Below are 13,315 nucleotides of genomic sequence, written 5' to 3' on the forward strand. Positions count from 1 at the left end.
AGGAGAACGCCATGAGTCTGTTGCTCGACATCATCCACCGCCACAAGGCCGGCCAGCCGGACGGGATCTACTCGGTGTGCTCGGCGCACCCGCTGGTGCTCGAAGCCGCGCTGCTGCAGGGGCTGGAAGACGACAGCGCGATCCTGATCGAGGCGACGTCGAACCAGGTCAACCAGTTCGGCGGCTACACCGGCATGAAGCCGGCGGACTTCCGCGATTTCGTGTTCGGTCTGGCGAAGAAAACCGGTTTCGATCCGGCGCGGCTGATCCTCGGCGGTGACCACCTCGGCCCGAACGCCTGGAAGAAGGCGCCGGCGAGCGAGGCGATGGCACTGGCCGGCGACATGGTCCGCGATTACGTGAAGGCCGGTTTCCGCAAGATCCACCTCGACTGCTCGATGTCGTGCGCCGGCGATCCGGTGCCGCTGTCCGATGCCGTCGTCGCCGAACGCGCCGCGCAGCTGTGCGCGATTTCCGAAGCGGCCTGGCGCGAGGTCGGCGGCGAGGCGCCGGTCTACGTGATCGGCACCGAAGTGCCGGTGCCCGGTGGCGCCAACGAAGAACTCGGCGAGCTGGAAGTGACGTCACCGGAGGCCGCCGGCACCACGCTCAAGGTCCATCGCGACGTGTTTGCCGCCGCCGGCCTCGCCGGGACGTTCGAGCGCGTCATCGCCATGGTGGTGCAGCCGGGCGTCGAGTTCGACCACCACAAGGTCGTTCGCTACAACGCGGCCAAGGCCAAGGCGCTGAGCACCTTCATCGAATCCGAACCGCTGGTGTTCGAAGCGCACTCGACCGATTACCAGAGCGACACCGCGCTCGCCGAACTGGTGCGCGACCACTTCGCCATCCTCAAGGTCGGTCCGGGGCTGACGTTCGCGATGCGCGAAGCGCTGTATGCACTCGACGTGATCGAACGCGAAACCATCGGCGAACTCGGTGCCTCGCACCTGAAGTCGGTGATCGCGCAGGTGATGCAGGAAGAGCCCGACTACTGGCTGCCGTACTACAGCCAGCCGGGCCACCAGCAGTACCTCGACCGCAACTACAGCCTGTCCGACCGGATCCGCTACTACTGGCCGCACCCGAAGGTCGTCGCCGCACAGGAAACCCTGTTCGCCAACCTCGGCAAGCAGCCGCTCTTGATGACCCTGGTCAGCCAGTACTTGCCCGAGCAGGCCAAGCGCATCGCCGAAGGCCGCATCGCGCCGACCGCCGAGGCGCTGGTGATCGACAAGGTGATGGAAGTGACCCGCAGCTATGCCCGTGCCTGCGGCATGGCCCGGCCTGCCGACGTGCGGAGGGCTGCATGATGCGCTACCTCGACCATGATCACGACTGGCTCGTCGCCCACGGCGCCATCCACACCGCCCGCGAAATCGCCCAGCAGCCGCGGCTGTGGCGCGAAATTACCGCCACGCTGCAGGCGTCGGCCGCCGACTGGCAGCCGTGGCTGAACGACCTGCTCGCCACGCCGAACCTGCGCGTGGTGATGACCGGCGCCGGCACCTCGGCCTTCGCCGGCAAGACGCTGGCCCCGGTGCTGCGCGAACGTACCGGCCTGCGCATCGACCCGGTCGCGACCACCGACATCGTCGGCGATCCGCAAGCCTGGCTCGATCCGCGCCTGCCGACCCTGCTGGTGTCGTTCGCCCGCTCGGGCAACAGCCCGGAAAGCGTGGCTGCGGTCGAACTGGCCGACCAGCTGCTGCCGGACTGCCGTCACCTGATCCTGACGTGCAACCCGGACGGTGCGCTGGCGCGCTATGCCGCCGGCAACCCGCGGGTGCGCTGCGTGCTGATGCCCGACGGCGCCAACGACCAGAGCTTCGCGATGACGTCGAGTTTCACGTCGATGTTCGTCAGCGCCGCGCTGATGCTCGGCGCGGTACCGCTGGCCGACGCGGCTGCACGGGTCGAGTCGGTTGCCGCGCTGTGCGAGGCCAAGCTCGCGCTCTGGCCGCAACGGGCGCGCCAGCTGGCGATCGACGGCTTCGAACGCGTGGTTTATCTCGGCAGCAACGGCCTGGCCGGGCTGGCCGAGGAGGCGTCGCTCAAACTGCTCGAGCTGACCGCCGGCAGGATCGCGACCCGTTTCGACTCGCCGCTCGGCGTGCGCCACGGCCCGAAATTCATGATCGATGCGCGGACCTGCGTGCTGGTGTTCATGTCGTCGAAACCGTACACGCGCCGTTACGACGACGACCTGTACGCCGAACTGGTCGGCAACGGCATCGCGCCGCAGGTGATCGCGCTCGGGACCGGGGCCGGCGACACGCTGCAGGTCGAACTGGCCGATGCCGACGACCTGTGGCTGGCGCTGCCCTATCTGTTGTTCGCGCAGCTGTTCGCCTTCGAGGCCTCGCTCGCCGCCGGCCTGACGCCGGACAACCCGTGCCCGACCGGCGAAGTGAACCGCGTCGTCCAGGGCGTGACGATCTACCCGTATCCGAACTGATTCAGGACAAGCGAGAAAAACACCATGCCGAACATCCTCTTGACCCGCATCGACAACCGCCTCGTGCACGGCCAGGTCGGCGTGACCTGGACCGGCAGCCTCGGCGCCAATCTGGTCCTCGTTGCCAACGACGCCGCCGCCAATGACCCGGTGCAGCAGAACCTGATGGACATGGTCGTCGCCGAGGGCGTGCAGACGCGCTACTTCACGCTCGCCAAGACGACCGAAGTCATCCACAAGGCCGCCGACCGCCAGAAGATCCTCATCGTCTGCAAGACGCCGCAGGACGTGCTGACGCTGGTCAAGGGCGGGGTACCGATCACGTTTGTCAACGTCGGCAACATGCACTTCGCCGAGGGCAAGCGCCAGATCCACAAGACGGTGTCGGTTGACGACGCCGATGTGGCGACGTTCCGCGAGCTGGCCTCGCTGGGCGTGACCTGCGAGATCCGCCGCGTTCCCGACGAGGCCGGCGAACTCGTTTCGAAGTTGCTCTGACTCTGGGAGGGGTTGAGACATGTTGATCGAAGCACTGCTGATAGCGCTGCTGGCCGGTTTGGCGGGGGTGGACCTGTTTGACGGGTTGACCCACTTCCACCGTCCCGTGGTGCTCGGCCCGCTGGTCGGGCTGATTCTGGGGGATGTCCATACCGGCCTCTTGGTCGGCGGGACGCTGGAACTCGTGTGGATGGGCATGGTGCCGCTGGCCGGCGCCCAGCCGCCCAACGTCGTCATCGGCGGCGTCATCGGCACGGCGTTCGCGATATTGACCAAGGCGGAGCCCACGGTGGCGATCGGGGTGGCGGTGCCGTTCTCGATCGCCGTGCAGGGGTGCATCACCATCCTGTTCACCGCGTTCTCGCCGATGATGCACAAGTGCGACGCGATGGCGAAGAAGGGCAACTGGCGCGGTATCGAGCTGGTCAACTACTTCGGCATGGCCATCCTGTTCTGTTTCTACTTCATCGTGGCCTTCCTGCCGATCTACTTCGGCGCCGATGCCGCCGGTGCGGTCGTCAAGGCTGCGCCGCAGTGGGTGCTCGACGGCCTCGGCGTGGCGGGCGGCATGATGCCGGCAATCGGTTTCGCGCTGCTGATGAAGATCATGCTCAACAAGAACTACGTCGCCTACTTCATCCTCGGCTTCGTCGGCGTCACCTACCTGAAGCTGCCGATCCTGGCGATCGCGCTCGGCGCACTGGCGATTGCGATGATCGATTTCTTCAACAGCAACCGCGCCCAGCCGCAGGCTGCTGCTGCCCGGAATGTGGAGGTGGAAGATGGCATTTAACGATAGCGAAGCCGCACTGGCCGCCAAGGCCGAGAAGCGGATGGAACAGGCGCTGGCCACGAGTTCGGTCGAACGGGACGATTACATCGACACCATCCCGGCCGAGCCGCTGACCAAGAAGGACATCAACCGCATGGCGTGGCGCTCGCTGGCGCTGCAGGCATCGTTCAACTACGAACGGATGCAGGCCGGCGGCTGGCTGTACACGCTGATCCCGGCGCTGCGCAAGATCCACAAGAACGACGAGGACTTGCGGAACTCGATGAAGATGCACCTCGAGTTCATCAACGTCCACCCGTTCGACGTGACCTTCCTGTCCGGCCTCGTGCTGGCGATGGAGCAGAGCAAGGAGAAGATCTCGACCATCCGTGCGGTCAAGGTTGCGCTGATGGGGCCGCTGGGCGGGATCGGCGACGCGATGTTCTGGCTGACCTGGCTGCCGATCTGCGCCGGCATCGGCGCGGCGCTGGCGCTCGAAGGCTCGATGTTCGGCCCGATCGTCTTCCTGCTGCTGTTCAACGCACTGCACTTCGGCCTGCGTTTCGGGCTGGCGCATTACGGCTACCGGGCGGGGCTGGGCGCGATCAACGTGCTCAAGAACAGCACCAAGAAGATCTCGCACGCGGCGTCCATCGTCGGGATGACGGTGATCGGTGCACTGGTCGCTTCCTACGTACGCTTGAGTACGCCGCTGGAGATCCACGCCGGTGAAGCCAAGATCGCGCTGCAGTCCGGCGTGCTCGACAAGCTGATGCCCAACCTGCTGCCGCTCGGCTTCACGCTCGTGGTCTACTGGCTGATGAAGAAGGGCTACTCGCCGGTGAAGCTGATCGGTCTGACCGTGCTGCTGGGGCTGGTCGGCAAATTCATGGGCTTCCTGTAATCGCCTGCACCCCGGCTGCATGCCGGGGTGCTTGGCGGCTGAAACGACATCGCGGCCATGGCCGCATGGAGCAAGACAATGATTTCCCTGATCCTGACCGGCCACGGCCGCATTGCCTCCGGCATCCAAGAAGCGATCACCCAGGTGTTCGGCGCGCAGGCCGACCTGCACGTCGTCGATTTTCCCGACGGCATGGGTACCGGCGATCTCGAAGTCCGGCTGAACGAGGTACTGGGGACGTGCAGCAGTGAAACGGTGTTCTTCACCGACCTGCTCGGCGGGTCGCCGTTCCGGATTGCCTCGATCCTGGCGCAGGCCCGTCCGGGGACCGAGGTGATCGCCGGGATGAATCTGTCGATGTTCGCCGAAATGCTGTTCGAGCGTGACGACATCGCCACCGCGGCCGAATTCCGCCAGCGCGCGATCGAGGCCGGGCAGGGCGGCATCACCAGTCTGGCCGACCGGCTGGCAAGGCAGCAGAAGCGTGCGGAGGCCGTCGATGGCCTGTGACCCGGTCCGTATCCGCGCCGCACGGGTGCTGACGTCGCAGGGCTGGCTCGCCGGTGGCGTGGTGCATGTCGGCGACGACGGCCGCATCCTCGCGGTGAAGGCCGGTGGCGATTTCGACCGCGACCTCGATGACGCCTGGCTGATGCCGGCGCTGGTCGACAGTCATGTGCACGGCGCGATGGGCGCCGACGTGATGGACGCGAGCCACGACGCGCTCGACACCATGTCGGCCTACTTTGCCCGCCACGGCGTCGGCGCGTTTGCAGCAACCACGGTGACCGCACCGGTCGAAGCGATCGAAGCTGCCATCGTCCAGGTCCGCGACAGCCGCAAGCACGGCGTGTCCGGTGCCGAAATCGTCGGCACCTATCTGGAAGGGCCGTATTTCACTGCCAAGTGCTGCGGCGCGCACCCGGTACCGCTGATGCGGCCGATCAGCGTGCCCGAGCTGTCGCGCTGGCATGCGCTGGCCGAGGGCTCGCTCAACACCGTCGCGCTTGCGGCCGAGTTGCCCGGTGCCGACGAGGCGATCGCCTGGCTGCGCGAGCGCGGCGTGCGTACGCTGATCGGCCATTCGGACGCCAGCTACGACGAAACGGTCGACGCGATGCTGGCCGGTGCGCGCGGCGTCGTCCATTGCTACAACGGCATGCGCGGGCTGCATCACCGCGATCCGGGCGTTGTCGGCGCGGGGCTGACGCGGCCGGAGTCCGACGTCGAGCTGATCGTCGACGGCCATCACGTCCACCCGGCGGCGGCGCAGATCGCGCTCAACAGCGCGGGCGAGGAAAGGCTGATCCTGATCACCGACGCGATGCGTGCCACCGGCATGCCCGAAGGCGACTACCGGATCGGCGAAATCACCGTGCACATGAAGGGCGGCGTGGTGCGTACCGACGTCGGCGGCCTGGCCGGCAGTACCGCCTTGCTGATCGACGCGGTGAAGCACGCGATGGACTGGTTCGGCCTGCCCGTCGAGCGCGCGTGGGCACTGGCGAGCCGCAATCCGGCGCGTGCCTTGCGCCGGCCCGATCTCGGCAGCATCGCCCCGGGGCAGACCGCCAGCCTGACGGCGATCACGCCCGCGCTCGGCGTCGTGGCGACCTGGGTGGGCGGACGACCGGTTTTTGCCGCCTGAACCCGGCGGCACCAGACACCCCCCGGCGCCTTCGGGCGCCACCCTCTTGGGCCCCGGTTGAGCCGGGGCCTTTTTTTAGCGCGAGATCGCCAGTCCCAAGGCGTCGCGCAGCGGGCCGTCGACGTAGTCGGCCAGCGCGGTCAGCCGGCGTTGCGCCAGCACGCGTTCACCCCGGACTTCCCCGGCGCGTGCGGTGAAATCGTCGGGCAGCGCATCGAGGGCGCGGCGGGTGTCGTCGAGCCGGCTGTTCAGTTCGGCAACGACATCGTCCTTGCCGCGGGTCAGCAGGTAATCGTCGAAGCCGACGCCGTTCGGTGCGCCGAGCAGGACGGCGCGGACGCTGTCGAAGCTGGCGATCAGGCTGGCGCGGGTCTGGCCGGCCAGCGCATCGGGAAACTGCGAGGCGGCGGGGGCGATCTCCTCTTTGCCCAGCTTCCAGCCGGCGATCTCGCGCAGGCCGACGACGCTGCGGGTCAGCATTTCGATCATCAGCGGTCGCGGATACGTCGGGTCGTAGTTCAGGCCGCGGCGCATGCCTTGCCATTCCATCACCAGAATCTGCGACTGGCGCGCCAGCGAGGCAGCCTGCCATTGGGCGAAGCCGCACTTGAGCTGGGCCAGTTGCCTGGCGGCCGGCTGGCCGAACAACTGGCTTTCGAGCGCCGGCAGGCCGCTGCCGCCCTTCGGCTGCCGGTTCCACAGTTCGAACGAATACGGGTCGGCGGGATTGGCCGGCGTGGCCGACTGGCTTGCGGCCAGTACCTTGGGGTCGAGCGGCCACGGATCGATCCTGTTCAGGTACTGGTCCTGCAGCAAGGGGCCGACCCGATCGCTCTCGACCCGCCGCCACGCGTCGACGCTCTTGCGCCAGCCCGCCTGGGCCTGGGCGAGTCTGGCGGCATCCAGCTGCGCGCACAGTGCGTCGACGCTTTGCTGCAGCTGGGTGGATTCGGTCTGGAAGGCCAGAAGCTTCGGCAAATAGACCTGGTCGGCGAGCGCACGGACCAGCTCGGGGGCTTGCAGCGGTGGCGTCTCGGCCATTGCCGCGACGGACAGGGTGGTGGCGGACAGCGCGGCGAGCAGCGCGCGGAGCGGCTTGTTCATTTCGTTTTCCGTGTTGTGGTCTCCCGCGCCTTTCTTACCACAAGCGCTTACGCCTTGCAGCCGGTATGCCGCCGGCCGGTGCGATGTCGATCAGCGCTTGCCAATGGCGACGCTTACGGCAACACTGCGCCGGGAACGAATCGCCCCGACGGGCGGTCAGCTGTTTGTTTAAAGGAGTCATCATGGCGTTTTACTTCCGGGCCGACGACGTGCCCGAACTGCGTGGTCTGTCGAAGTGGGATCAGCGCGTGCTGTTGCGCGGCACCTTCCTGAAGGAGCGGGCGATTTCGACCCTGGTGCTGCTGCTGATCGTGATCGGTTCGATCCAGTTCGTGATCAATCCGCTGGTCGAATCGCTGGCGCCGGGCTTCCGCAACAACACCCTCGGCTACGCGGCGGTGCTGATCGTCTGGCTGCTGGCGCTGATGAGCGCGCGCGACATCGTGATGATGAACATCCTGCGGCCGAAAATTGCCGCGAAGCGTGCGGAGAAGCAGGCTGCCGAGCTGGCTGCCGCGAACGCAGCGAATGCCGCAGACGACGGAAACAATGCGGCCGGCTAGGTCGACGGCCGTCTGGGCACTGCTCGCCGCGTGTGCGGGCAGCGCGCAGGCGGCGACGATCGCCGTCGACGTCGGCCATTACCTTGCAGCACCGGGGGCGACCAGCGCCTACGGCGACACCGAGTTCGGCTACAACCTGGCGCTGGCGCAGGTCGTTGTGCAGCGCCTGCGTGCCGACGGACACGTCGTGCTGCTGATCGGCGCCGGCGGCGACATGGACAGTCTGCGCGCGCGGCCGGCGATGGCCGAGGGGGCGGACCTGTTCATCTCGATCCACCACGACTCGGTCAACGAGCGTTACCTGTCGACGTGGACGGTCGCCGGCAAGCCGCAGCGCTACAGCGACATCTCGCACGGCTACTCGGTCTTCGTGTCGCCGGACAATCCGCATTACGCCGAAAGCTACGCCTGTGCCGAAGCGGTCGGCAGCGCGATGAAGCGCGCCGGCTTTGCGCCCAACCTGCATCACGTGATGAACGATGCCGGCGAAGGGTACGTCGTGCTCGACCCGGAGCTGGCCGTCTATCGCTCGTCGCTGGTGGTGGTGAAGTACGCGACGGTGCCGGCGCTGCTGCTCGAGGCCGGCGTGATCATCAATCGCGACGAAGCGCTGACGATGAAACAACCGGCAACGCGCCGCCGCGTTGCCGACGCCGTCGCATCGGCGATGTCCTGTCTGGCGCCGGAATGAAAAAACCCCGCCTGTATGGCGGGGCAAACGGCGGAAACCGTGATGAAGCTTCTTCGCTCACGCCGGTTGGCGCATCGGCGTGAACGGTTTGTGGGACGGACGGCTCAGATGACGCCCTGCGCGAGCATGGCGTCGGCCACCTTGACGAAGCCGGCGATGTTGGCGCCATCGACATAGCTGACGCTGCCGTCGTCGCGCCGGCCGTAGCGCAGGCAGTCGGTGTGGATGCCTCGCATGATCTGCAGCAGCCGGGCGTCGACCTCGTCGCGCGTCCACGACAGGCGCATCGCGTTCTGGCTCATTTCCAGCCCCGAGGTCGCGACGCCGCCGGCGTTGCTGGCCTTGCCCGGTGCATACATCACGCCGTGCTCGACGAAAATCCGCACCGCGGCGGCGGTCGACGGCATGTTGGCGCCTTCGGCGACACAGCGCACGCCGTTGGCGACCAGTTGCGCGGCATCCTGGCCGTCGAGCTCGTTCTGCGTCGCGCACGGCATCGCCACGTCGACCGGCACGTGCCACGGCCGCAGGCCGGGCGCGTATTCGAGCCCGAGCTTCTGTGCGTAGTCGCTGACCCGGCCGTAATGCCGGTTCTTGATCTCCTGCAGGAAAGCGAGCTTGTCCGGGGTGAAGCCGTCGGGGTCGATCACGGTGCCGGCCGAGTCGGACGCCGTCAGCACCTTGGCGCCGAACGCCATGGCTTTCTCGATCGCGAACTGGGCGACGTTGCCCGAACCGGAAACGGCAACGCGCAGCCCTTCGAGCGATCGGCCGGCGTGGCGCAGCATCTCTTCGGTGAAATAGACGGTGCCGTAGCCGGTGGCTTCCGGCCGCATCACCGAGCCGCCGAACGACAGGCCCTTGCCGGTGAACACGCAGTCGGCCCGGTTCGAGAGTTTCTTCATCATGCCGGCCATGTAGCCGACCTCGCGCGCGCCGACGCCGATGTCGCCGGCCGGAATGTCGGTGTCGGCACCGACATGGCGGTGCAGCTCGGTCATGAAGGCCTGGCAGAAGCGCATCACCTCGCCGGGGCTGCGGCCCTTGGGGTCGAAGTCCGCGCCGCCCTTGGCGCCGCCCATCGGCAGTGTCGTCAGCGCGTTCTTCAGCGTCTGCTCGAAGGCGAGGAACTTGAGCACCGACAGGTCGACCGACGGGTGGAAGCGGATGCCGCCCTTGTACGGACCGATCGCCGAGCTGTGCTGGACGCGGTAGCCGCGGTTGACGCGGACCTCGCCGTGGTCATCGACCCAAGCGACGCGGAAGATCAGTGTCCGCTCGGCCTCGATCAGCCGGTCCAGCAGGCCGTGCTCGGCGTAGCGCGGATGCAGCTGGATGAAGGGCCACAGGCTGTCGACGACTTCGGTGACGGCCTGCAGGTATTCCGGCTGAGCCGGATTGCGGTTGGCCACGAGGGCGAGGAAATCGCCCGCTTGCCGGTACTTCATTGCGCACTCCCCATGGGCCCGGAGGGGCCGGTCGAGTGTGAATAGTACGGCGTGCCGCTTGCGCGCTTGTTGATCCTGCTCAGGGTCTGCGCGTCAGGGCTGCGGCGGTGGTGCGATCGCCTTCTTCAGCACCCGGCTGCCATCGATGGCAATCCAGGCAATCGACAGCGCCACCAGCCACAGTGCGGTACGCAGGCCGGCGTGCTCGGCGACGAAGCCGATCAGCACCGGGCCGATCAGCATGCCGACGTAGGCCAGCCGTGCGACCGCGGCGATCGCTTCGCCGGCATGCAGGCCCGGCAGTCGCGAGGCGGCCACGAAGAAGATCGGTACCAGGTTGGCGCATCCCAGCCCCATCAGCAGGAAGCCCAGCAAGGCTGCCCACGGATTCGGCCAGGCCAGTGCCAGCACGATGCCGGCAAGGCCGATGCTGCCGCTGAGCATCAGCAGCCTGAGCATGCCAAGCCGCGCGCGCAGCGCATCCCCGCTGAAACGGCCGACCGCCATCCCGCCCGAAAAGGTCGCATAGCCGAAGCTGGCCAGCGCCGCCGACTTTGCCACGTCGCGCAGATAGATCGCCGTCCAGTCGTACATTGCGCCTTCGGCGACGAGGCCGAGGAAGGCGAGGATGCCGATCACCCACAGCAGCCGGCCCGCATGCGCGTGCTTGTCGGCGCTGACGGCGCTGACCGCCGGATCGGCGATCAGCTTCGGCCGCGCGACCAGCCCGGTGATCGCGATGAGCAGGCCCATGCCGACGAAATGGAGCCACGGCGGCACGCCGAGTGAAATGACCAGGCCGCCGACGCTGGCGCCGACCATGCCGCCGATACTGAACAGGCCGTGCAGCGTCGACATGATGGGCTTGTCGCTGCCGGCTTCGACCGTGGCGGCCTGCGCATTCATCGCCACGTCGTAGGCGGCGTTGGCAATGCCGAAGCCGATCAGCATCACCAGCGTCGGCCAGAGGCCCGGCATCAGCATCAGCAGCGCGGTCGTGGCGGCAAAGCACCAGGCCGCATAGCCGGCGACCCGGTCGCTGCCGGCCCGGGCGATCAGTTTGCCGACCGGCTGCATGGCGACGATCGCGCCGAGGGCGACGGCAAACATCGCCACCGACAGCCACGCCGGCGACAGCGCAAAGCGGTCGCGCAGCGTCGGAATGTGGATGCCCCAGGTGGCATAGGTGGCACCGGCGACGAAGAACAGCGCCATCGTGGCGTAGCGGGCGCCGTTGCCGGTCGCGGCGGGAAGCGGGAGCGTCTGACGTTGCATTGTGTTCAAACCGGTTTGGATTTCTGCATTATGCCTATTTTGCCACCGATGCGTTGTACCGCTGCCGGGATAATTCCGACCACTCCGCGTACAGGCAGGCAGAGCGGGGCGGCTTTGGTAGAATCTCGGGTTTCCCCGATTGCCGACCGACACTGCCATGCGCACTTCGCAACTGTACATCTCGACCCTCAAGGAAGCTCCGAGCGAGGCCGAACTGATTTCGCACAAGCTGATGCTGCGTGCGGGCCTGATCAAGAAGCTCGGCTCCGGCCTCTACACCTGGATGCCGCTGGGCCTGAAGGTGCTGCGCAAGGTCGAAGCGATCGTGCGCGACGAGATGAACAGGGCCGGCGCGCAGGAGCTGCTGATGCCGGCAGTGCAACCGGCCGAGCTGTGGCAGGAAACCGGTCGCTGGGACCTGTTCGGCCCGCAGATGCTCAAGATCCGTGACCGCCACGAGCGCGACTTCTGCTTCGGCCCGACACACGAGGAAGTGATCACCGACATCGCCCGCACCGAGCTGCGCTCGTACAAGCAGCTGCCGGTCAACTTCTACCAGATCCAGGTCAAGTTCCGCGACGAGATCCGCCCGCGTTTCGGCGTGATGCGTGCGCGCGAATTCACCATGAAGGATGCGTACTCGTTCGACGCCAGCTTCGAAGGCCTGCAGCTCACCTACGGCAAGATGCACCAGGCGTACTCGAACGTGTTCACGCGCCTCGGGTTGAAGTTCCGTGCGGTCGCCGCCGACAGCGGCGCGATCGGCGGCGATGGTTCGCACGAATTCCACGTGCTCGCCGACGCCGGTGAAGACCTGCTCGCCTACTGCCCGGATTCGGACTTCGCCGCCAACGTCGAACTGGCCGAAGCGCTGGCGCCGACCGCACTGCGTGCCGCACCGGCCGAGGCGCTGCGCGATGTCGATACGCCGAAGCAGACGACCTGCGAGGACGTCGCCAGGCTGATGGAAATCGGCATCGAGAAGACCGTCAAGCTGATCGCGCTGGTCGCCGGCGACGGCCGTTTCGTGGTTGCGCTGATCCGTGGCGACCATTCGCTCAACGAAGTGAAGCTGTCCAAGGTCGACGGCATCGGCGAATTCCGCTTCGCCACCGACGAAGAAATCCGCGCCAAGTTCAACTGCCCGCCGGGCTTCCTCGGCCCGGTCGGCATCGCCACCGACATCCAGGTCATCGCCGACCGCACCGTCGCGGCGATGAGCGACTTCGTCTGCGGCGCCAACAAGCCGAAATTCCACATCGCCGGCGTCAACTGGGGGCGCGACCTGCCGGAACCGCACATCGTTGCCGACATCCGCAATGTCGTCGCCGGCGATCCGAGCCCGGACGGCAAGGGTTCGATCGAGCTGTGCCGCGGGATCGAAGTCGGCCACATCTTCCAGCTGCGCACCAAGTACTCGGCCGCGATGAACTGCCTGTTCGTCAACGAGAACAACCAGCAGGAACCGATGGAAATGGGCTGCTACGGCATCGGCGTGTCGCGCATCGTCGCCGCCGCGATCGAGCAGAACCATGACCAGCGCGGCATCATCTTCACCCCGGCGCTGGCGCCGTTCACGGTTGCCGTCGTCGCGGTCGGCTATCACAAGTCCGAAGCGGTGAAGGCCGCTGCCGACAAGATGTATGCCGAACTCGTCGCTGCCGGTGTCGACGTGCTGCTCGACGACCGCAACGAGCGCCCGGGCGTCATGTTTGCCGACATGGAGCTGATCGGCATTCCGCACCGTGTCACCATCGGCGACAAGGTGCTGGCCGACGGTCAGGTCGAGTATGTCGCCCGTGCCGGTGGCGAGATGCAGAAGATTGCCTTGGGCGAGGCTGTTGCCTTCGTGCAGCAGCAATTGGCATAAATCGACGCCCGGCTTGCCGATCGTAGCAACGGGGCTTAGCGTCTGACGCTGGCCCCGTTTTCACATCCGTACCGACGACCCGTC

At 66.8% G+C, this 13,315-nt stretch carries 13 protein-coding genes; 10 read left to right on the forward strand and 3 right to left on the reverse strand.

All coding sequences use genetic code 11. The annotated features are described in order from the left end of the window. Window positions 1-11: 11 nt before the first annotated feature. From IE097_RS13745 to nagA, 7 genes are all read left to right on the forward strand, one after another. Complete coding sequence (locus IE097_RS13745) at window positions 12-1,313, forward strand: D-tagatose-bisphosphate aldolase, class II, non-catalytic subunit (RefSeq protein WP_189461425.1); 1,302 nt, start codon at window positions 12-14, stop codon at window positions 1,311-1,313. After that, the gene (locus tag IE097_RS13750; protein WP_189461426.1) at window positions 1,310-2,458 is read left to right on the forward strand and encodes an SIS domain-containing protein; all 1,149 of its coding nucleotides are present in this window, start codon (window positions 1,310-1,312) and stop codon (window positions 2,456-2,458) included. Before IE097_RS13745 ends, IE097_RS13750 begins: the two co-directional genes overlap by 4 nt. A gap of 24 nt (window positions 2,459-2,482) precedes the next feature. Next, entirely contained in the window at window positions 2,483-2,956 is a 474-nt protein-coding gene (agaV, locus tag IE097_RS13755) for a PTS N-acetylgalactosamine transporter subunit IIB (protein WP_189461427.1), read from the forward strand. Window positions 2,957-2,975: 19 nt separating this feature from the next. Then, on the forward strand, window positions 2,976-3,749 hold the full coding sequence (gene agaW, locus IE097_RS13760) for a PTS N-acetylgalactosamine transporter subunit IIC (RefSeq protein WP_189461428.1): 774 nt from the start codon (window positions 2,976-2,978) through the stop codon (window positions 3,747-3,749). Next, window positions 3,739-4,632, forward strand: coding sequence for a PTS system mannose/fructose/sorbose family transporter subunit IID (locus tag IE097_RS13765; protein ID WP_189461429.1), 894 nt, complete (start codon window positions 3,739-3,741; stop codon window positions 4,630-4,632). Before agaW ends, IE097_RS13765 begins: the two co-directional genes overlap by 11 nt. A gap of 78 nt (window positions 4,633-4,710) precedes the next feature. Then, window positions 4,711-5,142 (forward strand): PTS galactosamine/N-acetylgalactosamine transporter subunit IIA, encoded by a 432-nt coding sequence (gene agaF / locus IE097_RS13770; protein WP_189461430.1) that lies wholly within the window; start codon window positions 4,711-4,713, stop codon window positions 5,140-5,142. Further along, complete coding sequence (gene nagA / locus IE097_RS13775) at window positions 5,132-6,280, forward strand: N-acetylglucosamine-6-phosphate deacetylase (protein ID WP_189461431.1); 1,149 nt, start codon at window positions 5,132-5,134, stop codon at window positions 6,278-6,280. Before agaF ends, nagA begins: the two co-directional genes overlap by 11 nt. A gap of 75 nt (window positions 6,281-6,355) precedes the next feature. Here nagA and IE097_RS13780 read toward each other — a convergent pair whose 3' ends face one another. Further along, window positions 6,356-7,384, reverse strand: a complete 1,029-nt coding sequence (locus IE097_RS13780; protein WP_189461432.1) for an imelysin family protein — start codon at window positions 7,382-7,384, stop codon at window positions 6,356-6,358. A gap of 182 nt (window positions 7,385-7,566) precedes the next feature. On the opposite strand from IE097_RS13780, the gene IE097_RS13785 reads away from it, so the two are divergent. Next, window positions 7,567-7,947, forward strand: a complete 381-nt coding sequence (locus tag IE097_RS13785) for a hypothetical protein (RefSeq protein WP_189461433.1) — start codon at window positions 7,567-7,569, stop codon at window positions 7,945-7,947. Beyond that, a complete protein-coding gene (locus IE097_RS13790) occupies window positions 7,913-8,638 on the forward strand; it encodes an N-acetylmuramoyl-L-alanine amidase family protein (protein WP_189461434.1) in 726 nt (241 codons plus the stop codon). The genes IE097_RS13785 and IE097_RS13790 overlap by 35 nt, the downstream gene beginning before the upstream one ends. 104 nt (window positions 8,639-8,742) lie before the next feature. On the opposite strand, the gene gdhA is transcribed toward IE097_RS13790, so the two are convergent. Together gdhA and IE097_RS13800 are read right to left on the reverse strand one after the other, a co-directional pair. Beyond that, complete coding sequence (gdhA, locus tag IE097_RS13795; protein ID WP_189461435.1) at window positions 8,743-10,086, reverse strand: NADP-specific glutamate dehydrogenase; 1,344 nt, start codon at window positions 10,084-10,086, stop codon at window positions 8,743-8,745. Between the two features lie 93 nt (window positions 10,087-10,179). After that, window positions 10,180-11,361 carry an MFS transporter gene (locus IE097_RS13800; protein WP_189461436.1) on the reverse strand — a complete coding sequence of 394 codons (1,182 nt, stop codon included), beginning with the start codon at window positions 11,359-11,361 and terminating at the stop codon, window positions 10,180-10,182. A gap of 157 nt (window positions 11,362-11,518) precedes the next feature. Between IE097_RS13800 and IE097_RS13805 the strand changes: the two genes are divergently transcribed. Beyond that, entirely contained in the window at window positions 11,519-13,231 is a 1,713-nt protein-coding gene (locus tag IE097_RS13805; RefSeq protein WP_189461437.1) for a proline--tRNA ligase, read from the forward strand. Window positions 13,232-13,315 lie beyond the last annotated feature (84 nt).

The organism is Jeongeupia chitinilytica (assembly GCF_014652315.1).
GTDB lineage: Bacteria > Pseudomonadota > Gammaproteobacteria > Burkholderiales > Chitinibacteraceae > Jeongeupia > Jeongeupia chitinilytica.